Below are 26038 nucleotides of genomic sequence, written 5' to 3'. Positions count from 1 at the left end.
GTAGTGTTCACCAGGCAAAACGTCCCTCCTCTTGCTTTGGGCGCAGGGCGAGGGTGGCTACTGGGTGACTAACTCCTGAAGGCTTCGTCTAACACCTCCGCGTCTGTGGGTGCGCCGGACGGATCTACTCGCGAGATGCAGTCTCCGTGACGATCGCGTTGCGATGATCGACGAGGCGCGGTGTCCTCGACGGGAGCGTTCGGTCAGGTCGGGGTTGAGCGAAGGCATACCCGCACGCATCGTGATCGATCGGCATGGAGGGGTCCTCCGATCGCGCCCCCACCCGGAGGCAACCGGCTGCTTGGGCGACTCCGGCGGGGTTCCTTCTCTGGGCCACTCGTGATCCCTGCCTCAAGGTCTCCGCATCAAGAGGCGAGGGAGGTTTTGTGACGTCGTCGATACGCTGAGTTGCCAAAACTCCTCTTGGATCAACATAAGAAATTTATTATGCTTGAGTGAACTGGCAGATAGTGATCGTTCCAGAGGTCCGTGACTGGCTTCACGAGCTACGGAAGGTGGATCGGCAGACGCTCTTGCTGATCGCTGCGGCCTTGGATCGGGTCGCTGAGGAAGGTCCCGGTCTGGGGCGGCCCTTGGTGGACACGCTTCAAGGGTCGACTATCCGTAACCTCAAGGAGTTGAGGCCTGGATCCAGCGGGCGGAGCGAGGTGCGAATGCTCTTCGTCTTCGACCCTTGGCGTCAAGCTGTGTTCCTGGTCGCCGGAGACAAGTCCAGCGACTGGAGCGGTTGGTATGGCGTGGCGATCAAAACGGCAGAGGTACGTTTTGCCCGATACCTCGAGGAGAGGGAGCAATGAGCGATCAGGCGGTGACATGGGAGGAACTGCGTGCTGAGCTTGTCCAGCCCGGCGATGAGCAGGAGGTTGCCCGACTCCGCGATGGGCTCGTAGCTCGCCAGCGCGCCTACCAACTCGCTGAAGCCAGACGCAAGCTCGGCCTACGGCAGGAGGATGTCGCTCAGGCGATGGGCGTGTCACAGGCCCGCATCTCACAGATCGAGAACGGAGTGATCAGCGAAGTGGCCACCCTGGCTGCTTACGTAACGGCGCTCGGAGGTCAGCTCAAGATCGTGGCCGACTTCGGCGACTCGGCCATGGTGCTTGATACGCCTCGCGGTCGCCGTACTGGGTAATCGTGTTCATGATGGATGCCGTGCTTCCCGTGTTCTTCTCTCCTTGCGGGCTTTCGCGTTGCTGCCGTGCCATCTGGCCGTGTTTCGTAGCTGAGTGACCAACTGGGTGACAACGACCCCGGACGGGGCCGGACAACAGTGGACGAGCGTGGACCGTACGCCCAGGTCATGGCCACTATTGGCCCTGGTCGTGCCCCCGTTCGGATCGCCTTACAAGCGAGATGTCACTGGTTCGAACCCAGTAGTGCCCACCAGCCAAAACGCCCCGTTCCTGATCTTCAGGACGGGGCTTGAGTGACTGACTTCCGAAGGTGTCGTCCATGGCCTCCGCGCCCTGTATGAGCACCGGCCGGATCTGCTTCCGGTAGACGGTCTCGATCCGCTGTGTTCTGACGCCCGACGAGCCATGAGATGTCCTCGATCGGTACGCCCGAATCCGGACACTCTTGCCGCCGGACAGAACCGCCCGGATGAGTCGGAAGACATCGGCTTGGTCGTCCTGCAGCATCGCCGGTTTGTACCCGGCGGTGAGGGGTCGCCGACTTGGCCGGTGGGAGCTGGGTCGCTTCAGTGGCTCAAATCCGCCGTTATGCGCGGGTGAGCCGGTAGCCGTCCCGGTGGAACTCGTGGAGGGCGGCGAGGTTCTCCACCGATTCGGGCGAGACCAGCTGATTACCGCTCAGGTCGAGGACGGTGAGGGTGGTGAGGTGGCCCAGCCACTCGGGTATGGCGGTCAGCTCGTTGTTGCTCAGGTAGAGCGCGTTCAGGTGAGTGAGGCCGCCCATCCACTCAGGGAGCGCGGTCAGCCGGTTGCTGTCCAGTAGGAGTTCTCGGAGGACGGTGAGGTTGCGGAGCGACTCAGGCAGAGCGGTCAGCTGGTTGTAGCTCAGGTTGAGCCAGGCGAGGGCGGTGAGGTCGCCCAGCCACTCGGGTAGGACGGTCAGCCCGTTGCTGCTCAGATAGAGCTCGTTCAGGCGAGTGAGGTTGCCCAGCCACTCGGGAAGCGTCGCCAGGCGGAGATCGCTCAGGTCGAGGTAGATGAGGTTGGTGAGATCACCCAGTGTCTCGGGCAGAGCGGTCAGTTCGTTGCAGCGCAGCTCTAGGTAGGTGAGGTTGGTGAGGCCGCCCAGCCACTCGGGCAGAGTGGTCAGCTCGTTGCAACCGAGGTCGAGCCAGGTGAGGGCAGTGAGGTTGCTCAGCCACTCGGGCAGGACGGTCAGCTCGATACCGCCCAGCTGGAGTGTGGTGAGGTTGGTGAGGTCGCCCAGCCACTCGGGTAGGACGGTCAGCCCGTTGCAGTTCAGATCGAGCTCGGTCAGATGAGTGAGGCCGCCCAGCCACTGGGGTAGCGCGGTCAGCCCGTTGCCGCTCAGGTCGAGCTTGATCAGGTGAGTGAGGTCGCCGAGCGGCTCGGGAACCGTCTCCAGTTGGAGATTGCTCAGGTCGAGCCTGGGCCATCTGTACCGTAGGCAGTTGCTGATCCGCTCGGCGGCGACCGACCGGCCGTCTTCGGCCCTGACCATGTCTTACTCCTCGTCGTTGCCGATGTCTTCGAGCTCGGCCCTGTCGCGCCAGACGCGAGGGCCGGTGACGAGGCTAGGGACCGGTACTGGGAAACGGCTTGTAGATCACTCCAACACATTGAGGAGAAGGCCGGATCGGGCTGGGCCCCGGCCCTGGGCGACATCGGAACGGTGGATGACGGCAACCCCACCCGTGTCGGCTCGCTAACGTGTTGTCGCTCAAAGGGCGGAGCGACTGGCTATGACCAGCGCGGTCACACCAGTTCCCGGTGCTAACGAGCAGATAGGTAGACGGCCCCAAATGCGGACAGATCTGGGCAGTCGGACCTCCGTGCTCTCTCAGCCGGTGTGGAGGATCCGAAAGCGATCAGGTTCCGCCGGATCTCGATCAACGACTTGGATCGGCGGCCAGGCCCATTGCCAAACGCTGATGCCTGGCGTGCGGGAGAACCGGATCTGCCCGCGGGTGCCTTCGACCGCAACGCGCGGCCAGGATCCGGCGGTGCGCGCCCGGTCCGCGCCTTGAGAACGCAGCACCTGGGAGAGGATGGCGACCGTGTCGTAGCCCTCGAAAGCGACGAAAGACGGCGCTTCGCCTAGTCGCTCGCGGAGGGCCGTCTCGACTCGCGCGCCCAGTGGGCTGAGACGCTCGGGCAGGTAGCGCAGGAAGGGGATCGCGGCGCTGTCGTCGCCCAGCGACGCCGCCCATTCGGTGAACTCCGGTTGCCCGGCCGGAGCACCGATCATGATCTCGGCGAGACGCCGGTCGTGGCGAACGGACTTGACGATCGACACCGCCGGTTCCGGGTAGCCGACCAGGAGAAGGAGAGCTGTCGCGCGATTGTCGAGGAGTTCGTCGCACACGGCCGCAGGGGTGAGCGTGCGCATGTCGAGTTCGATGACGGTTCCGCCGCGGGAGGCGAGGTGGTTCCGCAGAATACGGGTGCCGGATGCCCAGTAGACACTCGACTCGGCCGCTACGGCGATCCGACTGTGACCCGCGCCGAGGAGGAAGTCCGCGTAGATCTGCCAGCCGTGGGACTGCGCCGGAGCGAGGCGCGCGACCCATTCCGTTGGTTGTTCGGTGAGCGCGTCGAGAACCGCCGACGAGCAGAGGAACGGCAGGCCGAGGGCGTCGGCCCTGGCTGCGGCGGCGCGAGCGACGACGCTGTGATATTCCCCCGCCAAGGCGGCCACGCCCAGGCGAGCCAGTTCGTCCACGGCCGCCGCGGCCTTCTGCGGATCAGCCGCGGTGTCTCGAACCACCAGTTCGAGTGGTCTTCCGGCGATCCCTCCGGCGTCATTGACCTCGCGAACGGCCAACTCGAGCCCGGCGAGCAAGTGTTGGCCCGCCTCCACCCAGCCAGGCCGGGTGAGCGGAACGAGGGCACCGATCTGGACGGCTGATCCTTCAGTCCGCTCCGTTCCGGGTGGCGATGGTGGCGTACTCATGCGTCGGGCGTCCCTTGTACGACGATTTGGTGGCAGTTTGTGTGGATCGCAGAGTATTGCCCGCCGGTAGCGACGTTGCCGGTCGCTCCAACTGGCCGTTCGTCAGATGATCACGCCCCCGGGGGCGTGATCATCTATCACCTTGATCCACTTTTGCACCAGACTCTAGTCGCGGTATGTCGCGGTATGCGACAGCGAGGTTCTTTCTCCGCGACCGTCGTGACGCAGGCGGGACTCCTGTCGTGGCGAGATGGATCGGCGACGCCGGGGGAAGGGACGGTGGCATCTGGCCGACCGATGGTCACAGCGCGCCGAATGGGTGTCAGGGGCGGCTGCTGCAGGTGAGGGAGGGGGACGACGGCGTACCGCCGGCCAGGAAGCCGAAGGTGGTCGTGCCGGAGGCCGGGATGGAGCCGTTGTAGGCAGCGTTCGTCACCGTTACCGCGGAGCCGTCGGTGGCCAGCGTGCCGTTCCACACTTGACTGACCGTCTGGCCGTTGCCCGGCGTCCATCTGACGGTCCATCCGCTGACCGCCGAGCCGCCCGCCTTCACCGTGACCTCGCCCTGGTAGCCGCCCGGCCACGAGTTCGTGGTGCGGTAGCTCGCGGTGCAGGCGCCCGGGGAGGGGGAGGGCGACGGGGTGACCGAAGGTGAGGGTGACGGGGTGACCGAAGGCGAAGGAGTGACCGAGGGCGAGGGCGACGAGCCGCCCGGCGGCACGTATGGGCACTTGCTGCGGTACATCGAGATGCCGGTGGAGTCCATCAACGGACACAGGAACTGGGTGTACCGGGTGTCGTTGTCAACGAAGATCTTCAACCACGGGATCAGCGTCCGCATCTCGGTCGTGTTCGCCCTCGTCGCGAACAGGTGGTCCACGCCGGTTATCTCCACCCAGGCGCTCTGTGCAGAGGCCGGGAGAGTGCTGTACAACCCGTTGAGGTAGGACTGCGTGACCACCGTGTCCCTCTGCCCGGAGATGAACATCATGGGCACCCGGTTATCGGCCAGGCTCAGGTTTCCCGTGGGAGAGCCGGGAGCGAGCCCGACCACGGCCTTCAGCGAGGGCCGCCGGAGCGCCGCGGTGAGGGCGCCGGCGCCACCCGCGGAGTGGCCGACCACCGACAACCGGCTGGGGTCGACGCGGTCGCGTACCGAACTCCGCTGGGTGAGGTAGTCCAGCGCGGCGAGCAGCTGGGTCGCTCGGGGGTCGGCGCCGTCGGTGCGGCTGTTGGTCTCGATTCCGATGACGACGAAGCCGAAGGACGCGAGCCAGGGGCCCATCCAGGCCTCCTCGTCGGCGAACCGGGCGGAGTAGCCGGGCACGATCGCGACCGCGCCGAAAGTCCCCTGGCCGGTGTCCGTCGGATAGTAGATCACCCCACCGCCGAAGCCGTTCCCGGACGGTACGCTGACCTGCGCGGTGGCGAAGGTGCCCCTGGTGGCGGCCACACTGGCCAGGGTGGGGTCGGGGCCTCGCTGATAGGGGTTGTCGGCGGCCGATGCCGGCCGAGTCACGACGATCATCGCGAGCAGCCCGAGGACGACGACCGCCGCGGCTGTCGCACGCTTCCCCCACCCGCCCTGTGGCCCGGGCTCCGATCGGACACTCTGGGCGGCACGAGGCTCCGGAGTCTCACTGACACGTCGTCGCACTGTGGTGTTCCTTCTCTTCGGGTGAGCCCCTCATCGGGATCAGTACGTGACGGCCATCGCCGAGTGGCCTTCGGTGCGGGGGCTCCGCACCGTATCGGTCGCCTCCTCGTCCCGGTACCGGAGCGCGTACGACAAGGGCGTCGTGATCGGCGGTCTCTTCATCGGCAACCGGCAGCGGAGATCGCTCCGAGGACTCAGTGTGGAAACATCTGTGAAACGTGTCAAGATCCGTGTAAAGCTCTCGATGACCCGCTCTGGGGGTACACGCGTCTTATGGTGTGTCGGCACAGGACGCCGACGAATGAAAGCGCCTGAAACTTTCATCGCGATCATGGAGCCGGTCGGGTGCGGACCGCTGTCCGCCGAAGGCGCGCATGGCGACCGGGGTTCCGTGGACCGGCACCGCCACTCCACCCTCGCCAGGGCTGAGGTGAGGATCTCGAACGGATCGTGATTCGAGAGCCGCCGGCCTTCGGTGAGGCTTCGCGTGACCGGCGTAGCGCGTATAGGCGCGAAAACCGGGTCGGCCGGCTGCTCGCCCCCGCCGGGACAGCCTGTGAGAGCACTGTCCCGGAGGGGGTCGGTCAGAGTTCGCGGTAGTAGACGGCGACTGGAAGCAGGGTGCACCCGAGCTTTTCGTAGAGGGCTCTGGCGGGTGCGTGGAAGGGGTCGCCCCCGGTACCGATCTCGACCACCTCGACGTCGAGGGCACGCATCTCATCGAAGGCGTGCTCGCACAGGGCGGTGCCCGTGTGCTGCCGGCGGTGTTCGGCCGAGATGGCGAGGTGCGTGATGGTGCCGTTCCTGTCGGCCGGGTCGACGCCCCAGGCGACGTAGCCGACGATGGCGTTCTCGGTCTCGGCGACCGCGACGTACCTGTGCCGGGCCGGGTCGTGGAGCTCGGCGACCTGCTCGCGATAGTCGTCACGCCAGTTGCCGTGCCGGTTGGCGAAGACGACTTCACCCACCAGGGGGCGGAAGTGGTCTTCGTAGAACGGCCGGAACGTCTCGATGGTCAATTCGGTGAGCCGCGTGAGGTCCTGTTGAACGAACGGGCGGATGAGCATGGAAGTGCGCCTTTCGGGCTGAGGGCTTGATGCCTGAACGAAAAAGGGCATCGGTCGGCCCGCTCGCGGCCTGGTGTCGGCAGCGAACCGGCCCTCAGGGGCGGGTACGCCAAGCGGCAAAGCACTCCATGGTCCGCCATGTTAGTGCCCCGTTGGATAACGGCATAGATCGGAATCTGGTCCCGAGTGCCTTGATGGGCGATCGGTGGCAGCTTCGTCGCCTGGTCAGGTGGTTCTCGACGTCGACCTCGGAGGCATCGCGCAACACAAGGTTGCAGGTTGACGGTGTGGTCGCTAGAGTTATGCGCAACCGATGGTTGCCTATTGGAGGTTCGTAGTGGAGTTCGGAAAGCTGGCGCGTGAGATCCATATCGACGCGGTACCGGAGATCGTCTTCGATGTGGTGAGCCGTCCCGAGCACATCAAGATGTGGTGGTCCGAAGACGCGTCGTTCGAGCCTGAGCCGGGCGCGGTCGGCGAACTGGTGTGGAACGAGCGTGCCGTGGTCGAACCGATCACGGTGGTCACCGTGGATCCGCCCCGCACGTTCGCGTTCCACTGGGTCGCTCCCGGTGGTGAGCTGCCGGATGCGGGCAACTCTCTCCTGGTCACCTTCGAGCTCGAACCCTCCGGCGACGGCACGATTCTGCGCGTGACCGAGAGCGGTTGGCGGGAGAAGGGCTGGGAGGCCGCCGTGCTTGAGGAGGCCTTCCACGACCACGAGCGCGGCTGGGACTTGTTCCTGCCCAGGCTGCAGGGCTACGCCCCTTCCGTGGTGGCGCGATGACCGTCGCCGTCGACGACGAACTCTGGTCGGCGATCGGCGACCCGACCAGGCGCCGCCTGATCGACCTGCTGCTCGCGGAAGGAGTCGGTACGCCGACCAGCCTGAGCGATCGTCTCCCGATCTCACGCCAGGCGGTCACCAAGCACCTGGCCGTCCTCGATCGCGCGGGACTCGTGCACGCGACACCGATGGGCCGCGAGCGGCGCTACGAAGTCGACGAGGCGCAGCTCGCCCGCGCCGTCCGGCAGTTGAACGAGGTCGGCAAGACGTGGGATACGCGACTGAACCGCATCAAGCGCATCGCGGAACAGATCCAGCGTCAGAAACGCGACTGACCAACCCGGTCGTCTGGGGCATTTGCTTCCCGAAGCTCCTGGTAATCGCGGACGCGGCAGAACTCGCGGCGGTGACGGTGTGACCATCGAGGCCGCGTGACCATTCGGAAGAACCGATCACCTTTGGAGGACGCGTATGAGTGGATCGCTGCTCAGAGATAAGAATGCTGTGATCTATGGAGGCGGGGGCGCGATCGGCGGCGCGGTCGCCCGGGTATTCGCCAGGGAAGGTGCGAGGGTCTTCATCGCCGGGCGGACGCGGGCGAAGCTCGACGCCGTGGCGCGTGACATCGCCGTCACGGGCGGAAAAGTCGAGACCGCGCAAGTCGACGTTCTCGATCAACAGGCGGTCGAAAAGCACACCGACGCGATCGCGGAGACGGCCGGCGGCATCGACATCGCCCTCAACGCCGTGAGTGTCATGCACGACCAGGGGACTTCGCTGGCGGACCTCTCGCTGGAGGAGTTCATGCGGCCGATCGACGGTTTCCTGCGGACGCTGTTCATCACGAGCAAGGCTGTGGCACGGCACATGGGCCGCGAGCGTCCCGGCGTCATCCTGACCTTGTCCGAGCCGGGTTCCAAAATGGCGGTAGGCGGCATCTTGGGGCACAGCGTGAGCGCGGCCGGCAAGGAGGCGTTCTCGCGGGTCCTGGCCGCGGAGCTGGCACCCGGCAACATCCGGGTGATCGGCATCCGTCCCCACGCTGTCGCCGACGCGCCGGCGGCGGGTTCCTATACCAAGGACCTCTTCGAGCAAACCGCGGCGGCGGCCGGACAGTCGGTCCAGGAAATGCTCGAAGGTGGGGGAATGGTGCAGGGAACGCTTCTGAAAAAGCTGCCCACGCTCTCCGATGTGGCGGAGACGGCCGCATTCCTCGCCTCAGAGCGAAGTGGAGCCATGACCGGAGCGATCGTCAATCTGTCCGCCGGCGCACTTGTCGACTGAGGCCGCTGTGCCCGATCAGGCCGACGAGACCAAGCTGCATCGTTTTCTGCACATCCCGGGCTCCGCTGGTGTCGCCGAACGCCTGAGATGTGGAGCACCGAGCCAGAGGGGAAAGGCGCAATATGTTTTCGGAACCGATCTTTTCTCACACACGTCTGATGACGTGTGCGAATCCTATATAGACTTACATGGTTGAGTGCGGCCCTGGCACTTGCCCTTCAGGTCGCGGTGACGGCTTGTTCGGCTCCAGAGTCGCCCGCGCGGCCTGAACATCTCCCGGCGTTGCCGGTTCTGGATCCTGTCAAGGATATCTGGCCGGATGCTGTGGGTTCCGCTCCAAGAAAGCTGAAGGGCGGGGGCACCCTGCTGCCGGTGGCGATGCTCGGCAAGCATGAAATGCTCATGAGGGATTGGGCGAAGCGCCCTACGTTCTTCAACGTCAACACTCGGAGCGGCCGTCATCGCCAGCTGTCCACAGCGCCAAGGTGGGCGGAGTGTGGAGGGTGCTTTGAAATCGAGCACACGGCTTTGAGTGCTACACAGGTAGCGTGGCTTGTCAGCGGCTATGCGCCGGGGGCGACCTATGGCGGCCAGCGTCATGTCGAGCTGTGGGCCATGCCCTTAGTCGGTGGTTCCATGCGCATGGTGACACGCCTGCCAATAAACAAAGATCAACAAATCTTCGGTTTCCAGATAACGGAAGACACCGCGGCGTGGTGGGGCTACGAGGGTGACGTCTGGAAGGCCTCGATGTCCGGAGGCCGTCCGGAGCCGGTTCGGCCTGACAGAAAACTCAGGGTCACCAACTGGCCGTGGGCTTGGGATGTGAGCGAACGTACTGTGATCAATCTCGCCACCGGCGAGGAAAGACGTGTCACCGCTGGGAGGGATCTTCGTGAATTGACTTGCGGGCCCGTCTGGTGCGTCGGTCAAGCCGAGAGCGTGCCCTATGAAATGCGTAAGGTTGTCATCATGCGATTGGACGGCGCCGAGCGGACGGAGCTGCCGGGAGACGCTAACCTCAGGATGGCGCCGTTCCGTGAGACGATCTTTCTTCTCGGCCTCCCGACAATTCGCGGTGATGATTCCCGTGAGATCACTTGGGGTGCGGCCCAACTCGGACCTCTTATCCAGCTCTATGATCGCTGCACGAAGCGGACCGCTGTGATTGGTTCATCTGCTCTGCAAAAACGTGGGATGCCATGGCATGAGATCAAAGTGGGGGCGACCTCGCCCGAGGGGTCGACCTTGTTCTGGGTAGGCAATCGTGAGCGCTACACCGTCCTGGACCTGGCTCGCATCGCTGAGTCGTCTTGCGTGCGATGAGTTCGACGAACCGGAACCTCGCTCAGGGCTGGCAGCCGATAGGCCGGTGAATTAACGATCTCTCGTCGGAAGTATTCGACTGCCCTCCTTGCCCCGCCGGGAGCGGCGGGGCAAGGAATTCTCGCGCGCTATCGGATAGGTGGCGCGCTTCCTTGTCATCGACGGCCCCGTGCTCCACGACAAGTCACCCCACCATCGATATCCTCATCCAGGGATTTTTCGCACGAGCTCTATTTGCTGCTCACGACTCCAGGAAAGAGCATGTACGGAGACACATTCGGGTAACGAGCTGTTTGTCGGGCCCGGCCGGTATTGATGTCGATCGCATAGCTGCTGCGCGACCCTCCGTTGTGCAGGTAAAAAAGCGTGACCTCGGCCCTGTTCCGCCAGAGGGAGGTGTCGAGGATGCCGCCGGCCTTCGGCAGGCCGCGGATGACCACCTTCCGTATGGTCCGCCCGGTCTTGGCATCGAGCAGGGTGAGCGAGTGGCTCTCCATGCGTTGCTTCCCGAACTCGAAGGCGGCCACCGTCCGGCCGTCCGGGGAGAGCTCGCTGAACATGATGAACACGCCGTCGAAGCGCACCGGTGCGCCTCCACCGGTGACGGGCATCAGCCACAGGTCGGTCTTGCGGTAACGGACCAGTTGGGCAACGCCGTCTTTGATGCCGATCGTCTCGTACTCGCCGGGTATCGACACCGTTTTGCCGGTGTGCATGTCGATCAGCAGCCCGGGTTGCTTGCTCCCCTCACGCGGGTCGAAGACCACGTAGCGGCCGTCGTCGGAGACCACGAGCATGGTGCCCACGCCGAGCTGCTCCTCCTTCACCGTGACAGAGGAGGTCACCGTGGAGCCGCTCACCAGGTCGCGGACCACATGCGCCTGGGCCTGACGGCTGTAGTAGGCGAGCATGCGTCCGTCCCGGCTGATCGAGATGGGGACGCGAAACGCCTTGACGGTTTCGGTGAGTGCCTGCGGCACTCGGTAGGTCGTGCCGGTGCGGGTGACCACCCGCCACTCGATGACGCCGCAGTCGACGTGCCGCGTCTTCTTGTCGACCTTGCAGGGGGTTTGGTACGCGTAGCCGAGTGGTTCCACCTTGCCGTCGGGCAGCTCGGGCAGTGTGTCCGCGCGCTGCGGCGTGACCGTGTAGTCGCCGTAGTCGCCGTAGTCGCCACGCGACCCCACCAGCGTCATGCCCGCGGTTCCCACGCCCAGCGCCATGACCGTTGCGACAGCGGCCAGCGTCAGGATGGTGCGCCGCCTGCGCCGGTGACCCGTGACGGCCCGGTCGGCCAGGTCGGCCAGACTCACCGGTGGAGCCTCGTCGGCGATGTCGCCCAGCGTCTTACGCAAGCTTGTCATCGGGCCACCTCCGTGAGCTCGGAATCGGACAGCAGGTGCGCGAGTTCGGGCGCGACCGTGCGCAGGCGGGTCAGCGCGTGATGGGCCTGGCTCTTGACGGTGCCGATCGAGCAGCCGAGCACCTCGGCCGTCTGCGCCTCGGTGAGGTCCTCCCAGAAGCGCAGCACGATCACGGCACGCTGCTTGGGCGTCAACTTGGCCAGCGCCTGCCGGAGCACGATCCGGTCGAGCGCGGCCCCGTCGTAAAAGGCACCGCGTTCGGGTGGATCGGCGCTCGGTAACTCAAGATGTGGCCGACGCCGCCAGGAGATGTACTGGTTGACCAGCGCCTTGCGCGTATACGCCTCGGGATTGCCGCTCCTGGACAGCTTGGGCCAGTGCCCCACGATCTTGATCAGGACGCTCTGCAGCAGGTCTTCGGCGAGATGGGCGTCTCCCGTCAGCAGGTACGCGGTTCGCATCAGCGTCTGCTGGCGGGCGAGCACGAACTCGCGGAAGCCGTCATAACGATCCACTGTGATCTCCTCTCGCCCGTTCCCAACGCGACTCATCGGGCGAAAGGTTGCAGTCTTTTCTCTACGCCTTTCTCTATGGCGAAAGCGACCCGCCGCGGCGGGTCGTGACACGGGCACTGTTCACAGCCGGATGTGTTTCTCCGGTAAGGCGCGGCGAGATCGGGACGGATCTGTGTGCGGGCGGGGGAGCCGAGCTCTGGGGTGGTCGACCGGGTGACGACACCCATGCCTTCGGTGATGTGTACAGCCTGTCGTACGACCTGAGGTGGGGGCCGACCCGTGAGAGCGGCCCCCGTCCCATGGTTACGGCAGGGCGCAGATGACCGCGTCGCGCCAGTCGTAGTTCATCCAGTCGTAGTCCGGACGGTGACCGCCGGTGACGCCGGCGAGCTCGTTCTCGTCGAGCTCACGAGCGGTGATTGCGAAGTCGTTCATCTCTCGATGACCCCTTTCGGATAGCGAACCTGATGCAGGGATGCTCCCAAGACGAACTTGTAGACGCCTTGGAGATGACTTTGCTGATCCTTTTCCCCTCTCCGTGACAGGTCTGCCTACCGGTCGCCGCCTGTGGTTCACCTTTCGGACCTCGCCGATACGTATTGGCGCCATTTGGTCCGTAGACCTTGATCAAGCGTCGGTTCCGTGGTGCCGTGAAAGTGCGAGGCGTGCTCATATCGGCGCGGAGCACACCGCCGACGCCCCGGCACGCCGAAGCGCCGTCAGGTCATGAAGTCAGTTCTTCGAGAAGGCGGAAGCATGCGAAAGCTGTCGTCATTCACGTCCACCGCGAGGGCATCGAAGTCAGCGACCACCTCAGAGAGGAGCACATCCTCCCCCACGTTCTTCACGCGCAGGCGTTCGCGGCTCGGGATCGTGTTCGGCGTCGCCGTGCTGGGGGTCGTGATCCCCGCGTCGGCGGCCCATGCCGCTCCGCCCGGCAATCTGCCTCAGTCGGCTGGAGGGTACGAGTCCTCGTTCTCGCCGGCCTACGACTACGACGGCGACGGCTGCTACGCCACCCCCGCCATCGGACCGGACGGAACCCTCGCTGCGGGGCTGAACCCGACCGGCGCGGTGAACGGCAACTGCCGTGACCAGTCGGACCTGGACAACTCGCAGACCTACGCCCGTTCCAAGTGCAACAGCGGATGGTGCGCCATCGTGTACGCCAGCTACTTCGAGAAGGACCAGGCGCTGCCCGGCATCAGCCTCGGCGGCCACCGACACGACTGGGAACACGTCATCTCCTGGGTCAACCAGGCATCCAACCAGGTGGAGTATCTCTCGACCACGCAACACAGCAGCGTCGTGACCTACCCGCGCTCGCAGGTGCGCTTCGACGGGTCGCATCCCAAGGTCGTCTACCACAAGGACGGGTTGTCCACGCACTTCTTCCGGCTCGCCAACGGCAATGACGAGCCGCCGGAGAACCACTACCACAACTGGCGCTACCCCCCGCTCGTGGACTGGAACGGCTGGCCCAGCACCTCGCTGCGCGACAGGCTGATGAGCGCGGACTTCGGGGCCGCGACGATCAAGATCAATGATGGCAGGTTCGGGGACCTCCTCTCGCGCGCCAAGCCGAGTGGCATCCCCTTCGACCCCTGGGCCTGACGAGTCCGCCTGTCGAGACGGCCGCCTGATCGTCGGACACCTGATCTCTCGATGTGGCGAGATCAGGCGTCCTGCCGGGGAATCTCCTGGGCGACGATGGCGGTGAGCCGGACAGCGGCTTGCCGGAGGGGGGTGGTGTCACGTCGTACTCGGGAGAGCAGGAGGGCCCCTTCGATGGAGGAGAGGATGAACGCCGCCAGTTCTTCCGCCGTGTCGTCGGGGATCTCTCGTTCGCGGAGGTGAGTCGCAATGAGGGTGATCCAGTGTTGGTAGCCGTGGGCGCAGGCGGCCTGGACCTGGTCGCTGTCGGCCGCGACCTCCAGGGCAACGGTGGCGAGCGGGCAGCCGTCGCGGAAGTCCGACCGTTGCAGGAAGCCGCTGAGCAGGTTGGTGATCTCGGAGATGGCCGTGGCGGGATCATCGGCCTGGCGGAGGGCGTCGTCGATGGCCCGGCCCCACTCCTGCGCGGCCCGGGTGACCGTTTCGGCGGCGAGTTGCTCCTTTCCTCCGGGGAAGTGGAAGTACAGCGTTCCCTTAGGGGCCTCTGCCTCAGCGAGGATCTGGTTGACGCCGGTGGCGTGGTAGCCCTGTCGCTGGAACAGGGTTTGGGCGGTGTCGAGAATTTGCCGCCTGGTCTGGCCTCGCGGTGCCATGGTCTACTCCGTGGCCGGTGCGGGAGTGAGGTCGCCGCGATCCGATGGAGCGGGCGAGGCGCCGCCTGCGGGGCTGCTCGACGGCTCGGGGAACACCGCGGACCGGGCACGGTCGAGTTCGGTCTTGTCGTGTGCGCAGAAGATGTCCACCGCACCGGTACGCGCGAGTTCGTTGAGCCGGTGAAGGTTGTCGAGGCGTGTGGCGCGATCGTCCTGCATCAAGGTCTGGAACAAGTCGGTGGCCGGCGGGCAGGAGGGGGTGGAAGCCATCTGGGCGTGATTGAAGTAGGCGTCGCCGGCGTGCAGCAGCCACCGCGCCGTGCCGTGGTCACTGTGGCCGGTGTCGACGGCGACACCGGCGTGCCCGCGCGTGTGCCCGGCCAGCGGCACGAGCAGGATCGAGGGTGGCAGCCCCGGCAGGTCACGTACCGCTGAGAAGCCGAACCAGTCGTCGCCGCCGGCGGCGTGCGTCACCCAGTCGGGGCCGTGTGCCCAGTGCGAGGTGTGGTAGCGAGACCGTTCCAGGGTGGTGAGCGGACGCCGCGCGGCCTCCAACTCCGTCGCGTACAGGTGGACCTTGGCGTTGGGGAAGTCGCCAAGCCCTCCCGCGTGATCGAAATCCAGGTGGGTGAGCACGATGTGCCGGACGTCGCCGGGCTCGTAGCCGAGCCGGACGACCTGGTGCACGGCTGTCTCCTCGGCGGACAGCACGGGCCGTACCAGCCGCCGAAACACCGTGTTCAGTCTCCCGGGGTCCCGTACGTCGCCCATGCCCAGCCCGGTATCGACCAGGACGAGCCCGTCGTCGGTCTCGATCAGCAGGCAGTGGCACACGTTCCGCGCGTAGGTGAGCAGGCTGCCGGTCCCGCTGACCAGGCGTCCGCCGATGGGACGCATGGTCCCGCAGTTCAGATGATGAATCCGCATGAGTGAACTCTACAGACTGGTCTAGTAATTTTCTACCTCGGATACTCTCGTTCCATGGACCAGTCGCACCTTGCCAACCTCGCGCACCTGCGCCGGGCGCGGGATCTGATCGACCGGGAGTACGCACGTCCGCTTGACGTCCCGACAATGGCCCGCCACGCGCTGATGTCGCCGGGGCACTTCTCTCGGGCGTTTCGGGCGGCCTACGGTGAGACGCCGTACAGCTACCTCATGACCCGGCGGGTCGAGCGGGCGATGGCGCTGCTGCGCGGGGGCATGAGTGTGACCGACGCGTGCATGGCGGTCGGCTGTACCTCCCTTGGCTCGTTCAGCTCGCGGTTCACCGAGCTCGTGAAGATGACGCCGAGCGCGTACCGGGCCCAGGAGCACCGTGCGGTGCGGGCGATGCCCGCCTGCGTGGCCAAGGTGCAGACCCGGCCGACGAGGAACCAACAGGTCAGGATCGGAGAAGTGGTCCGCGCCACGGTCATCTAGCGTTGGCCACATGACCATTTCTCTCCAGTACTGCCACGTCACCGTCAACGACCTGGACGGATCGCTCGCCTTCTACCGCGACGCGCTCGGTCTTGAGGTGCGCAACGACGTCGCCTCGGGCGGGTTCCGCTGGGTCACCCTCGGCAGCGCCTCCCAGCCGGACCTTGAGATCGTGCTCTCCGAGCCGCACGCCGGCCGGTCCCAGGCCGACGGCGACGCCCTGCAGGAGCTGCTGACCAAGGGGGTCCTGCCCATGACCGTGTTCCGCACCGACGATGTCGACGCGACCTTCGAGAGGGTGCGCGACTTCGGCGCCGAGGTGCTGCAGGAGCCCATCGACCAGCCCTGGGGCCCGCGCGACTGCGCCTTCCGGGACCCCTCGGGCAACATGGTGCGCATCTCGCAGGCGCCCAAGGCGTAACCACCGCGAGAAACGCGCGAACGACGGCTTTCCTGACGGCGCCGGTTCCGATTCACGGACGGAGCGGCTGCCAGGACTCCAGCGCCGCCGCCACCGTGTCCGGGGAAGCGGTCAGCAGCGGCAGCCGTACGGCGGGGGTGGGGATGTCGCCCCGCGCGTGCAGCACGGCTTTGATCACCGTGGGGTTCGGCTCCGCGAACAGCCGGAGCGAGAGCGGCGCCAGACGGTGTCCGAGGGCGCGCGCCTCGGACACGTCACCGGCCCGCCACGCGGTGACGAGCCGCGCGAAGTCGGCGGTGGCGACCAGTGCCGAGGCCAGAATGCCGCCGTGCGCGCCGAGTGCCAGCAGCGGCGAGATGTGCGGATCGTCGCCGCCGAGGATCGCGAACCCGGGAGGCGGGTCAGCCAGCAGTTCGATGCTGTCGTCGGTGATCGCACCGGGGGAGGACTTCAACCCGGCGACGCCGGGGATCGCGGCGAGCCTCCGCAAGGTCCCGGCCGACAGGTGCTGGCCCGTGCGACGTGGAACGTCGTAGACGATGAGCGGCACCGGGCTCAGCTTGGCGAGGTGCGCGAAATGCGCGAGAACGCCCTCCTCACCGGGGCGTACGAACGGGGGCACCACCGTGAGCGCGGCGACGACCTCCGGGTGGTCGCCCAGCCGCCGCAACGCCTCGGCCGTGGCGGCGCCCACCACGAGCGGCGCCGACCGCTCCCGGCAGACCCGGGCCGACACCTCGACCACGGCGCGCTTCTCCGCTTCCGTGAGCGCGCCGGATTCCCCCGTGGTGCCGAGCGCGACCAAGCCCGTCGCGCCGTCGTCGAGCAGCCGCCGCGCGAGCAGTTCCAGTGCGCCGAGGGCCACCTCGCCGGAGGTCTCGAACGGAGTGATCAATGGGACGTAGAGACCGTTGAGCGTCATGGGGCCATCGTCGCGCGATCAAATATGAAGAACCAGTTCCGATTCATAAAGACATACGTAAGCTGATCTTATGCTTGATGTTCGCAGACTGCGGCTGCTCCGCGACCTGGCCAGACTCGGCACCATCGCCGCGGTGGCCCAGGTCCACACCTACACGCCGTCGGCCGTCTCCCAGCAGCTCGCGGCGCTGCAACGGGAGGCGGGGGTGGCACTGCTGGAACGGACCGGTCGCGGGGTCACCCTCACACCGGCGGGCGTCGCGCTGGTCGAGCACACCGAGACCGTGCTCGCCGAACTGGAGGCGGCCTCGGCGACCCTCGCCGCCGCCCGGTCCGGCCTGAGCGGGACCGTGCACATCGGGGCCTTCCCCACCGCCGTGCACACCCTGCTGCCGGCGGCCCTCGTCGCACTGGGCCGCGACCATCCGGGGCTCGCCCTGATGGTCACCGAACTGGATCCGGCCGCCGCCCCCGACGCGCTGCGGGAACGACACCTCGACGTGGCACTGCTGCACGACTACGACCTGGCACCCGTCGAACCCGACCCGACGCTCGACTCGACACCCCTGCTGGACGAGACGGTCTTCCTCGCGGTTCCCTGTGGCGCGGCGCTCGATACGACGTCGCGGCCGGATGAGACGGTCTTCCCCGCGCTTCCCGGCGCAGCGGACAGCACGGCACTCACGGATCCGGCCGGCGCCGGGACATCCGCATGTTCGGTCGGGGCGGTGGCGGGCGTGTATTCAGCCGATACGGAGGGCGCCGTGGCAGCCGCAGATCCGGTCGACGGCTTCCGTGAGGCGGACTGGATCGTGGGTTCGCCCGGCACCCTCTGCCATACCGTGGCGGTACGCGCCTGCCAGGCGGCGGGATTCGCGCCGAAGGTGCGCCACCAAGTAGATGATTTCGCCGCGGTGCTGATCTTGGTCGCCGCAGGCCAGGGTGTCGCCCTGGTGCCGCAACTCGGCGCCGGTCGCCTTCCCGACGGCGTGCGCCTCTTGCCGCTACGGGCACGGCGCAGGACCCGGATCGCCTACCGCCGAGGAGCCGCCGAGCACCCCGCGGTCGCCGCGTGCGTCCGCGCCATCCGCGCCGCGACCGAGGAGCACCTGAGAAGGGAACAGGTCGGCGGGTGGCCAGAAGCACCGTGAGCTTCCCCCGGTAGTCCGGGCACCGGATGGTCGCAGGGCGGGCGTCCCCCGAGGACCCGGTCCTGACCGACTACTGGACCGAGCGGCGTCGCCGCTCCCGGACTCCGATGGACACAGCCACGTGGCGTCTTCCGCGCCGGCACCGTGGCCGTTGCCCGCTCAGCCCAAGGTCAGCTTCGCGGCCGGCTCCCCGATCCGCCCATGGACCAGTTATCCCACCAAGGTTGCGTGACGCGCCACCGGGAAGGCACCGCGAAGGTGCTGTGAACCGGGCCGGAAATCGGGTTTCCTCTGCTCAGAGCAGATCTGCCCCAGGCAGATCGCGTCGACGCCGATCCGGACTGCCCCACATCATGGACGCATGGCTGAAGAATCGAAACTTCCACTGTTCAACGCGCGGGTGAGAAATCAGCTTTACGAACGGCGTGTTCTCGTTCTCGACGGTCCTCTCAACGATGACAACGGGACGTTGCTCGCCACGCAATTGATAGCACTTGCCACGCAGGACGCGTCGACCGATATCGCATTGTGGATTCATTCTCCGGGCGGCTCGGTTCCGTCGATGCTCGCGATCCGCGACGTCATTCGGCTCATTCCCTGTGACGTGTCGACCCTCGTGCTGGGCATCGCCTACAGCGCCGGGCAGTTCCTGTTGTCATCGGGGGCCCGGGGCAAGCGCCGCGCCCTGCCGCACGCGCGTGTCCTGATGCACCAGGGCTCGGCCGGGATCGGCGGCACCGCGGTCGACATCGAGTTGCAGGCCGACGACCTCCGGCATACTCGCGACACGGTGCTCGCTCTCATCGCCGAGGACACAGGGCAGCCCGTGGAGCGCATATTCGAGGATTCCCTGCACGATCGCTGGTACACGGCACAGGAGGCACTGGACTACGGCTTCATCGACGCGATCGTCCAGAGCTTCAACGAGATCGCGCCCCCCGACCGCCCGCGGCTCGGATTCGGCGTCACCGAAGGAGCAGGCCAGTGACCACTTACACGATCCCCAATGTCATCGCCCGGAATCCTCGTGGCGAGCGGATCATGGATGTCTACTCGCATCTTCTCACCGAGCGAATCGTCTATCTGGGAACCGCGATCGACGCGGGCGTCGCGAACGCGCTCGTCGCACAGCTTATTTTCCTGGAGTCGGACAATCCCGATGGCGTCATACAGTTCTATATCAACTGTGAGGGCGGGGATCCGAGCGCGATGCTCGCGATATACGACACCATGCGCTATATCCGTCCGCGGGTTGAGACAACCTGCGTCGGACAGGCCATCGCGGTGGGGGCCGTCCTTCTCGCCGCGGGCGCCGAGGGGAAACGCGCCGCTCTCCCGCACGCACGAGTGGTCCTGCACCAACCGGCTGCTCAGGGGCGCGGAACGATCCCCGACCTCATCCTGCAGGCCGACGAGGTCGTACGTGTCCGGGCGGACATCGAGCGCATACTGTCACGGCACACGGGTCAGACTGTCGAGACCCTGCGCGCCGACACCGATCACGATCGCGTGTTCACCGCGAGAGCGGCCCTGGAGTACGGACTCCTCGACGAGATCATCGAGGAGCGTTCGTAGGCTCGTGGATGATCCCGGCAGGCCACGCTACCGAAATGAGGGCCAGTGCTCCGGCCTTCAGGCCGGGAGGGGAAGGCCCGCGCGGGAGTGCCCTTTAGGGCGCGAGCGTGCCCTGACCTTCCTAGTCCTGCCGCTCGGCCCACCAGGTGCAGGACACCCGGGCGGCGCGGGGCTCCCCGTGCGTGGGTTCGTCGGCGAAGGGGGTGACATCGATCCGGTGCCCCAGGTTCTCGCGGAGTTGTCGAGCGCTCAGGCGTTTCGTCATGCGACCATCGCCATCGTGCAGCTTCGTTACCGGTATCGGCTCTATCCGGACGCCGTTCAGTGTCAGGCGCTGGCGTTCGGGTGTGCGCGGGTGGTGTTCAACGACGGGCTGCGCCTGCGGCAGGAAGCCCGTGAGAACGGTTTGCCGTACGTCTCGGATACGGAGTTGTCCCGGCGTCTGAGTGTCGCGAAGGCGACGGCGGAGCGGGTGTGGCTGGGTGAGGTGTCGGCGGTGGTGTTGCAGCAGGCTTTGGCCGACCTGAACGCCGCCTACCGCAACTTCTTCGCCTCGATCACCGGTAAGCGCCAGGGGCCGAAGGTCGGCCCGCCCCGGTTCCGGTCGCGTAAGGATGCCCGTCAGGCGATCCGGTTCACCCGCAACGCCCGGTTCGCCGTCACGGCGGGCGGGAGGTTGCGCCTGCCGAAGATCGGTGAGGTGGTGGTGCGCTGGTCGCGCCCGCTGCCCGCCGAGCCGTCGTCGGTGACGGTGATCAAGGACGCGGCGGGCAGGTACTTCGCCTCCTTCATGGTTGAGACCGGTGATGAGCCGCTGCCCAAGGTCACCTCCGAGGTCGGCGTGGATCTGGGTCTCACGCATTTCGCGGTGCTGTCGGACGGCCGGAAGATCGACAACCCGCGTCTCCTACGTCGGGCGGCCAAGAGGCTCCGTAAGGCGCAAAAGGCCCTCGGTCGTACGGCGAAGGGGTCGAACAACCGTGCCAAGGCCGTTGTCAAGGTCGCCCGTGCGCATGTCCGGGTGGCTGATGCGCGCCGGGACTTCGCCCACAAGCTCTCCACCCAATTGATCCGCGACAACCAAGCGATCTACGTGGAGGACCTGTCGGTCAAGGGACTGGCGCGCACCCGGCTGGCCAAGAGCGTCCATGATGCGGGCTGGTCGCAGTTCGTGGCCATGCTGGAGTACAAGGCGAAGCGGTACGGGCGGACCTTCGCCAAGGTCGATAGGTGGTTCCCCTCTTCCAAGCGGTGCTCACAGTGCGAGACCGTGGCCACTACCCTGCCGCTGGGCGTCCGGGAATGGGCCTGCCCGTGCGGGGCGGTCCATGACCGTGACGTCAACGCCGCACGCAACATCCTGGCCGAGGGCCGACGGTCCGTCGCCGCTGGACGGAAACCCGCCGCTGGGAGGCGGCGGGAGGCGGAGACGTTAAACGCCTGTGGAGGTGACGTAAGACCACCGTTCGCGGTGGCCGACGCCGGTGAAGCAGGTAGCCACAGAGGTGCCGCGTGATGCGGCACGGACTGAATCCCCGGCCCTTCAGGCCGGGGAGCGCGTCAAGCGGCCAGGGCGTACGCCGCCGAGCAGGTAGCGCCTCTCGACGTGCTGTTCTGAGCGGACCGCAGGCTCTCGGCGACGGCGAGGGTCAGATCGACCAGGGTGACATCCAGCGCGCCCGCGACCGCGGCGATCATCTCGCTCGACGGCTCCTTGCGGCCTCGTTCCATCTCCGAGAGATACTGCGGCGAGACGCCGGCGCGACGCGCCGTCTCGCTCAGCTTCTCGCCCCGCTCGTGACGAAGATCTCTGAGACAGTCACCGAGCACGTGCCGCCACAGGGGCTCGCGAACCGGAGACGGCTTGGGGGCGGTCCGATCGATCGCCGGACGCAGCGGCGGGACAGAGGAGGCCATACCTCACCATAGGTAGGCGGTGCGTTCGAGTCCCGCCGCCTTCGCGCAGAGCGAAACCGTCCTCGCCTCCTCTGTCCGGGCCTTCGGGGGCGGTGAGGATCGCACCTCGAACGGCTCGCTACGCCGATGTCCGGGTGCGCAGGGCCTGGACGAACCAGTCGAGCGCCGGCGTCAGGCTCTCCGGGGCCGGCCAGCCGTTGATCACCGCGAGCAGTCGGAGGTACGTGTCCCTGCGGGGGTCGTTCGCGCTCTCCAGTCGGACCAGCAATCGGCGCCGGAGGTCGGCGTCGTCGGGGCGGCCGACGATGTTCGCGTATCGGGCCGTGACAGCCGCGACGACCGGGTCACTCCGGGACGAGTCCGGAGCGATGCCGGCCGCCAGGCTGGGGCTCGCCTGGTCACGGACCATCGCGACGGGATCGCGGCGCGGCGGGCCGGTGGCGTCGCCCCGGGCGCGCTCGGCCGCGTGCTGTTCGGCCAGGCGTCGCATGACGCCGCGAAACTCCGGGTCCTGGGACAGCTCGGCCAGCTCCACCCAGGCCTCGACCTGCTCGGGTGCGGGGTCGTCGGGCAGTTCGGGGGTCATCGAGCGCCTGATCCCCGCGAATTCGGGGTTGGCGTCCAGGCCGCCGAAGGCGGTGTCGAGGAAGTCGCCGATCAGGCGTCGGCGTTCGTCCTCGGAGAGCTTGGCCAGCTTGTGCATGAGATCCATCTCCTCATGGGTGGACCCGCGCCTGGTCACCGCCGTCAGCACCGCGCGCCGCAGGCGCAGCGTCCGGATCTGCACCGCGAGCGCCTCGGCGTGCGCCGCGGCCACCTCGGGAAGCGAGATCTCCCTTTCCACGAGCCTGCGGATCGTGGAAAGGTCCACTCCCAGGTCGCGCAGTGTCCGTACGAGGTCCAGGCGTGCGACGGCGTCGATGCTGTAGAGGCGGTGACCGGCCGGGCTGCGACCGGTCGGCGGCACGATCCCGCGGTCGGAGTAGAACCGAACGGTCTTGACCGTGAGCCCGGTCCGCCGGGCCAGATCACCGATCGAGTAGAGCGTGTCGCCGTTCATGCCCCCACCCTCGCGCCTCCCCCCGGGGGAGATGCAAGCGGCTCCAAGGAGGTGTGAGCGGGAGGCGTGAGCCCGTTCGCCCGCGCGGCGTCAGCGGGTCGCGGCGGCCATGCGCAGGCCAAGGGCGATGAGAACGGTGCCGCTGACGGCCTCCAGGCGGCGACGGATCACGGGCCTGCGGAACCACGCGCCCGCGCGTCCCACCACCGCGGCCAAGGCGAGGTACAGCACGATCTCGACGGCGACCTGCAGGAGCGCGAGGAGCGCGGTGGTGGAGAACAGCGGCTGGTCGGCCGGTACGAACTGGGGATAGAAAGCGATCATGAAGGCCGCGGCCTTCGGGTTGGCGAGCATCACGAGAGCGCCCTCACCGAAGGCCCTCCACCAGCTCTGCCTCAGGCTGGGCGACGCGTCTTCTGTTGTCTCCCGCACCGGTCCGGCCTTCCCGATCCGCCACGCGGTGCGCCACGCCTTCAGTCCGAGGTAGAGCAGGAAACCCGCGCCGATCACACGGAGAACGACGAAGGCCACCTCGGAAGCGGCCACCAGGGCGGCGAGACCGGCCGCGGCGAACAGCGCCCAGGCGTACAGACCGGCCTCCAGGCCCAGCACCGTCGGCACCGCTCCCCGGAAACCGTGCAGCGCGGCCCGCCGCAGGATCAACGCCATCGCGGGACCAGGCGACGCCGAGATCAGCACGACGGCGACGACGAAGGCGGGCAGGGAGGCGACGAGGTCCATGAGGTTCATCGTGCTCGCTTCCGTCTCTTCGGCTCAACTCTTTTCCGGGTGAGGCTGGGTTTTCGAAGTCCGGTGCTGAGGGTTCGGCAAGCACGACGTAAGGCCCGGCAACGCGGGCGCGCTGCCGGGCTCTGACCAGGGCGGATGAGCATCGCGTCGAAGGGGTGAAAGCTCAGGTCAGAGAGTCGAACTCGCCGGTCTTGACGCCGCCGACGAACCTTTTCCACTGGGTGGGGGTGAAGAGCAGCTTGGGGCTGTCGGGGTTCTTGCTGTCGCGAACGGCGACCACTCCGGACAAGTTGTTAGCCACCTCAACACACTGGCCGCCGTTGTCTGAGGAGCGCGATGATTTTCGCCATACTGCGTTACTTAGGTCCATTCCCGCTTCACTTCCTCGATCTTCTTGAGGGGTGCGTGCCGATGGTCCTTGACTGTGGCGGAGCTAGTGGTCGAAGTCACCGGTCTTGATACGGCGGACGAAGGTGTCCCACGCGGTGGGGGTGAAGAGCAGTTTGGGGCCGTCGGGGTTCTTGCTGTCGCGGAGCGCGATCACTCCGGGCAGGTTGGCGGCCACCTCAACACACTGGCCGCCATTTCCGCCAGAGCGCGATGACTTCCGCCACACTGCGTCACTTAGGTCCATTCCTGCCTCACTTCCTCGATCATTTTGAGAGACACGCTCTCAGGATAGGCCCAGAGGCGGATCTTCTCATAGCGCTTCCAAATTGCCGTCACGGAATCACGATCAGTCGTGACATGTCCTGCGTCTGACGAGTCCAGGTGGACGGCATCTGGCTTCTCGTGGGGAAGCTCAGCGATCATGAATGCGCCCATAAGTCCGGTAAGGCATTCCGGGCTGACGATCTGGATAGAGATGGTCGGCCTCTGGGTGAGCTCCAGCAGATGGCCGAGCTGTTCGTGCATCACCTTGGCTCCGCCGACCTTGCGGTGTAGCACACCTACGTCGATAAGGATGAGGAGCGAGAAAGGAATGTCTCGATCGAGAATTTTCTGTCGCTCTATACGATTTTTGACTCGTTCCTCAATCTCCTGTGAGGTTGTCTGAGGCTCCTGGCTGAAGATATGCCGGGCATAAGACTCCGTCTGGAGAAGACCTGGGATGAGGAGGGGGTCCCAGGATCGCAGAACGAGCGCAGTGGGCTCGATCTCCTCGACCCAGCTCTGGAACCAGACCGGGCCGCCAGGTTGGGCCAGGATGCGCTGACGGAGCCGGGTGAAGGCGTTGCCATCGGCCGTTTTGAAGAGTCGATCCAGCCTTTCGGCGTCGGACTTCGAAGGTGTGCGGTTGGCACTCTCCAGTCTACTGACCTGGGTCTGCGTACACCCCAGTCGGGAGGCCACGGAGGACTGCGAGAGCTGAGCTTCCTCCCGCAGTCGGCGCATCTCGGCACCGAACTGCACGCGGGGAGATCCAGGATCGAGAGATGGCGCCACATCCATTGCATTTCCTCCCGAATTAGAAAAAAAATGGACTTAATGGTCAGCTGGCGGATTGACTCCAATCCAGGTAGACCAACGGCTGTCATCATCCGCTCTAGCCTGGATTGCCGATCCGGTAGTCGGTCGACTACCGATAAGGCATTCTAGGCACAGTAATCCTCTTCGTGAAAGCGTTGACAAGAAACTGGTAAAATGCTTTCTCGGTCGGAGGTGAATCGGGTCGGAGATGAATGAGATAGTCCTCTTTTGGTCTCCTGCCGCGAGCGTCGGAAAGCATTCGAAAGGTGAAGGCATGGCGACGAGCGAGCAGTCGACCGCGTGGCTCACTGCTCTGGACCGTGAGGGTATTCCTCTGTCCTGGTTGATGACAGCGGTCGGTGTGACCTGGAAACTCCCCATGGTTGACGAACGAGTATGGGAAGGGTGTGGCGAAGGTGGGCTGAGTGGGTAAAGATTAGTACGTCCCGGCGCCCACTCTCCCCGGAGGTCCTGAATGCGCTTCACCCGGTTACTCGCCATCGGTTTGACGCTGACGATGGCGGCCTCAGGGTGTGCCTCCGATCCTTCTCTGAAGGATGCGGCAGCAGAGCTACAGAAGGACGCGCGACTCCTGGAGGCTGACGGCATCTTCAAGAACCCACTTAGTAAACTGCGCATTTTGCAGCGCCCAGACAAGGACATTCCTTGCGCCAAGGGCAAGTTCAAGCGAGTGTTGCGAGCTACAGCCGACTACGAGCGCGCAACCCCTGATGTGGATAGTCATCTTGACTTGGCTCAAGGGTTGATGGAGAGCACGCTTTCAAGGGTTCTTGGATACGAGCTGGAGTATGACCTCAGTCAGGCGGATGTCGAGGAGGGGCGATTCATTTATGGAACGAAGAAAGATTCGGAAATCAAGGTAAGCGTATTCGTGACCCCTGATGCTCCCACTTGGCGGTTGCGTGCGGTGACCGCCTGCTTGTCACGCTAATTAA

Annotated in this window: 31 protein-coding genes; 14 read left to right on the top strand and 17 right to left on the bottom strand. The window is 66.0% G+C overall.

Going from position 1 to position 26038, the window contains the following annotated elements:
- Positions 1-455: 455 nt before the first annotated feature.
- The gene (locus tag ABZ664_RS29010; protein ID WP_362516516.1) at positions 456-818 is read left to right on the top strand and encodes a type II toxin-antitoxin system RelE/ParE family toxin; all 363 of its coding nucleotides are present in this window, start codon (positions 456-458) and stop codon (positions 816-818) included.
- A complete protein-coding gene (locus tag ABZ664_RS29005; RefSeq protein ID WP_362516513.1) occupies positions 815-1153 on the top strand; it encodes a helix-turn-helix transcriptional regulator in 339 nt (112 codons plus the stop codon). Before ABZ664_RS29010 ends, ABZ664_RS29005 begins: the two co-directional genes overlap by 4 nt.
- A 587-nt stretch (positions 1154-1740) precedes the next feature.
- On the opposite strand, the gene ABZ664_RS29000 is transcribed toward ABZ664_RS29005, so the two are convergent.
- From ABZ664_RS29000 to ABZ664_RS28985, 4 genes are all read right to left on the bottom strand, one after another.
- Entirely contained in the window at positions 1741-2676 is a 936-nt protein-coding gene (locus ABZ664_RS29000; RefSeq protein ID WP_362516511.1) for a leucine-rich repeat domain-containing protein, read from the bottom strand.
- Between the two features lie 339 nt (positions 2677-3015).
- The gene (locus ABZ664_RS28995; RefSeq protein WP_362516509.1) at positions 3016-4128 is read right to left on the bottom strand and encodes an ABC transporter substrate-binding protein; all 1113 of its coding nucleotides are present in this window, start codon (positions 4126-4128) and stop codon (positions 3016-3018) included.
- Between the two features lie 322 nt (positions 4129-4450).
- Entirely contained in the window at positions 4451-5656 is a 1206-nt protein-coding gene (locus ABZ664_RS28990; RefSeq protein ID WP_362516507.1) for a cellulose binding domain-containing protein, read from the bottom strand.
- Between the two features lie 713 nt (positions 5657-6369).
- Positions 6370-6852 (bottom strand): GNAT family N-acetyltransferase, encoded by a 483-nt coding sequence (locus tag ABZ664_RS28985; protein WP_362516505.1) that lies wholly within the window; start codon positions 6850-6852, stop codon positions 6370-6372.
- A gap of 337 nt (positions 6853-7189) precedes the next feature.
- Between ABZ664_RS28985 and ABZ664_RS28980 the strand changes: the two genes are divergently transcribed.
- From ABZ664_RS28980 to ABZ664_RS28965, 4 genes are all read left to right on the top strand, one after another.
- Entirely contained in the window at positions 7190-7639 is a 450-nt protein-coding gene (locus tag ABZ664_RS28980) for an SRPBCC domain-containing protein (RefSeq protein WP_362516502.1), read from the top strand.
- A complete protein-coding gene (locus ABZ664_RS28975; protein WP_362516500.1) occupies positions 7636-7974 on the top strand; it encodes a metalloregulator ArsR/SmtB family transcription factor in 339 nt (112 codons plus the stop codon). The genes ABZ664_RS28980 and ABZ664_RS28975 overlap by 4 nt, the downstream gene beginning before the upstream one ends.
- 136 nt (positions 7975-8110) lie before the next feature.
- Positions 8111-8923: an SDR family oxidoreductase gene (locus ABZ664_RS28970; RefSeq protein WP_362516498.1), complete on the top strand. Its 813-nt coding sequence runs from the start codon at positions 8111-8113 to the stop codon at positions 8921-8923.
- Between the two features lie 192 nt (positions 8924-9115).
- Positions 9116-10249 (top strand): hypothetical protein, encoded by a 1134-nt coding sequence (locus ABZ664_RS28965; protein WP_362516496.1) that lies wholly within the window; start codon positions 9116-9118, stop codon positions 10247-10249.
- Between the two features lie 230 nt (positions 10250-10479).
- On the opposite strand, the gene ABZ664_RS28960 is transcribed toward ABZ664_RS28965, so the two are convergent.
- From ABZ664_RS28960 to ABZ664_RS28950, 3 genes are all read right to left on the bottom strand, one after another.
- Positions 10480-11613, bottom strand: coding sequence for a hypothetical protein (locus ABZ664_RS28960; protein ID WP_362516494.1), 1134 nt, complete (start codon positions 11611-11613; stop codon positions 10480-10482).
- The gene (locus tag ABZ664_RS28955; RefSeq protein WP_362516492.1) at positions 11610-12128 is read right to left on the bottom strand and encodes a SigE family RNA polymerase sigma factor; all 519 of its coding nucleotides are present in this window, start codon (positions 12126-12128) and stop codon (positions 11610-11612) included. The genes ABZ664_RS28960 and ABZ664_RS28955 overlap by 4 nt, the downstream gene beginning before the upstream one ends.
- 303 nt (positions 12129-12431) lie before the next feature.
- Positions 12432-12563 (bottom strand): hypothetical protein, encoded by a 132-nt coding sequence (locus tag ABZ664_RS28950; protein ID WP_362516490.1) that lies wholly within the window; start codon positions 12561-12563, stop codon positions 12432-12434.
- Positions 12564-13001: 438 nt separating this feature from the next.
- Between ABZ664_RS28950 and ABZ664_RS28945 the strand changes: the two genes are divergently transcribed.
- Entirely contained in the window at positions 13002-13742 is a 741-nt protein-coding gene (locus ABZ664_RS28945; RefSeq protein WP_362516488.1) for an NPP1 family protein, read from the top strand.
- A gap of 62 nt (positions 13743-13804) precedes the next feature.
- Here ABZ664_RS28945 and ABZ664_RS28940 read toward each other — a convergent pair whose 3' ends face one another.
- Both ABZ664_RS28940 and ABZ664_RS28935 read right to left on the bottom strand, forming a co-directional pair.
- The gene (locus tag ABZ664_RS28940; protein WP_362516486.1) at positions 13805-14395 is read right to left on the bottom strand and encodes a TetR/AcrR family transcriptional regulator; all 591 of its coding nucleotides are present in this window, start codon (positions 14393-14395) and stop codon (positions 13805-13807) included.
- Positions 14396-14398: 3 nt separating this feature from the next.
- A complete protein-coding gene (locus tag ABZ664_RS28935; RefSeq protein WP_362516484.1) occupies positions 14399-15322 on the bottom strand; it encodes an MBL fold metallo-hydrolase in 924 nt (307 codons plus the stop codon).
- Positions 15323-15376: 54 nt separating this feature from the next.
- Between ABZ664_RS28935 and ABZ664_RS28930 the strand changes: the two genes are divergently transcribed.
- Positions 15377-15817, top strand: a complete 441-nt coding sequence (locus ABZ664_RS28930; protein WP_362516482.1) for a helix-turn-helix transcriptional regulator — start codon at positions 15377-15379, stop codon at positions 15815-15817.
- A gap of 10 nt (positions 15818-15827) precedes the next feature.
- Positions 15828-16238 (top strand): VOC family protein, encoded by a 411-nt coding sequence (locus ABZ664_RS28925; protein WP_362516480.1) that lies wholly within the window; start codon positions 15828-15830, stop codon positions 16236-16238.
- Positions 16239-16290: 52 nt separating this feature from the next.
- Here ABZ664_RS28925 and ABZ664_RS28920 read toward each other — a convergent pair whose 3' ends face one another.
- Positions 16291-17160 (bottom strand): dihydrodipicolinate synthase family protein, encoded by an 870-nt coding sequence (locus ABZ664_RS28920; protein WP_362516478.1) that lies wholly within the window; start codon positions 17158-17160, stop codon positions 16291-16293.
- 70 nt (positions 17161-17230) lie between these two features.
- On the opposite strand from ABZ664_RS28920, the gene ABZ664_RS28915 reads away from it, so the two are divergent.
- The 3 genes from ABZ664_RS28915 to ABZ664_RS28905 all read left to right on the top strand — a co-directional run bounded on the left by ABZ664_RS28915 (position 17231) and on the right by ABZ664_RS28905 (position 19885).
- Entirely contained in the window at positions 17231-18310 is a 1080-nt protein-coding gene (locus ABZ664_RS28915; RefSeq protein WP_362516476.1) for a LysR family transcriptional regulator, read from the top strand.
- Positions 18311-18671: 361 nt separating this feature from the next.
- Entirely contained in the window at positions 18672-19298 is a 627-nt protein-coding gene (locus tag ABZ664_RS28910; RefSeq protein WP_362516474.1) for an ATP-dependent Clp protease proteolytic subunit, read from the top strand.
- Positions 19295-19885 (top strand): ATP-dependent Clp protease proteolytic subunit, encoded by a 591-nt coding sequence (locus ABZ664_RS28905; protein WP_344747864.1) that lies wholly within the window; start codon positions 19295-19297, stop codon positions 19883-19885. The genes ABZ664_RS28910 and ABZ664_RS28905 overlap by 4 nt, the downstream gene beginning before the upstream one ends.
- Before the next feature lie 121 nt (positions 19886-20006).
- Here ABZ664_RS28905 and ABZ664_RS28900 read toward each other — a convergent pair whose 3' ends face one another.
- On the bottom strand, positions 20007-20150 hold the full coding sequence (locus ABZ664_RS28900; protein ID WP_362516471.1) for a hypothetical protein: 144 nt from the start codon (positions 20148-20150) through the stop codon (positions 20007-20009).
- Between the two features lie 15 nt (positions 20151-20165).
- Between ABZ664_RS28900 and ABZ664_RS28895 the strand changes: the two genes are divergently transcribed.
- A complete protein-coding gene (locus tag ABZ664_RS28895; protein WP_362516469.1) occupies positions 20166-21401 on the top strand; it encodes a transposase in 1236 nt (411 codons plus the stop codon).
- A 44-nt stretch (positions 21402-21445) separates the two neighbouring features.
- On the opposite strand, the gene ABZ664_RS28890 is transcribed toward ABZ664_RS28895, so the two are convergent.
- The 6 genes from ABZ664_RS28890 to ABZ664_RS28865 form a co-directional block, all read right to left on the bottom strand.
- On the bottom strand, positions 21446-21802 hold the full coding sequence (locus ABZ664_RS28890; RefSeq protein ID WP_344747863.1) for a helix-turn-helix transcriptional regulator: 357 nt from the start codon (positions 21800-21802) through the stop codon (positions 21446-21448).
- Positions 21803-21920: 118 nt separating this feature from the next.
- Positions 21921-22862, bottom strand: coding sequence for a MerR family transcriptional regulator (locus ABZ664_RS28885; protein ID WP_362516466.1), 942 nt, complete (start codon positions 22860-22862; stop codon positions 21921-21923).
- A 90-nt stretch (positions 22863-22952) separates the two neighbouring features.
- Positions 22953-23612 (bottom strand): LysE family translocator, encoded by a 660-nt coding sequence (locus tag ABZ664_RS28880; protein ID WP_362516464.1) that lies wholly within the window; start codon positions 23610-23612, stop codon positions 22953-22955.
- 163 nt (positions 23613-23775) lie between these two features.
- Positions 23776-23982 carry a DUF397 domain-containing protein gene (locus ABZ664_RS28875; protein WP_362516462.1) on the bottom strand — a complete coding sequence of 69 codons (207 nt, stop codon included), beginning with the start codon at positions 23980-23982 and terminating at the stop codon, positions 23776-23778.
- 63 nt (positions 23983-24045) lie between these two features.
- Entirely contained in the window at positions 24046-24246 is a 201-nt protein-coding gene (locus tag ABZ664_RS28870) for a DUF397 domain-containing protein (protein ID WP_362516460.1), read from the bottom strand.
- Positions 24237-25064 (bottom strand): helix-turn-helix transcriptional regulator, encoded by an 828-nt coding sequence (locus ABZ664_RS28865; protein WP_362516458.1) that lies wholly within the window; start codon positions 25062-25064, stop codon positions 24237-24239. Before ABZ664_RS28865 ends, ABZ664_RS28870 begins: the two co-directional genes overlap by 10 nt.
- Before the next feature lie 493 nt (positions 25065-25557).
- Between ABZ664_RS28865 and ABZ664_RS28860 the strand changes: the two genes are divergently transcribed.
- Positions 25558-26034 (top strand): hypothetical protein, encoded by a 477-nt coding sequence (locus tag ABZ664_RS28860; RefSeq protein WP_362516456.1) that lies wholly within the window; start codon positions 25558-25560, stop codon positions 26032-26034.
- Positions 26035-26038: the final 4 nt, after the last annotated feature.

The organism is Streptosporangium sp. NPDC006930 (assembly GCF_040635605.1).
In the GTDB taxonomy this organism is placed as follows: Bacteria; Actinomycetota; Actinomycetes; order Streptosporangiales; family Streptosporangiaceae; genus Streptosporangium.
This window is presented reverse-complemented; position numbering and strand designations above follow the sequence as displayed.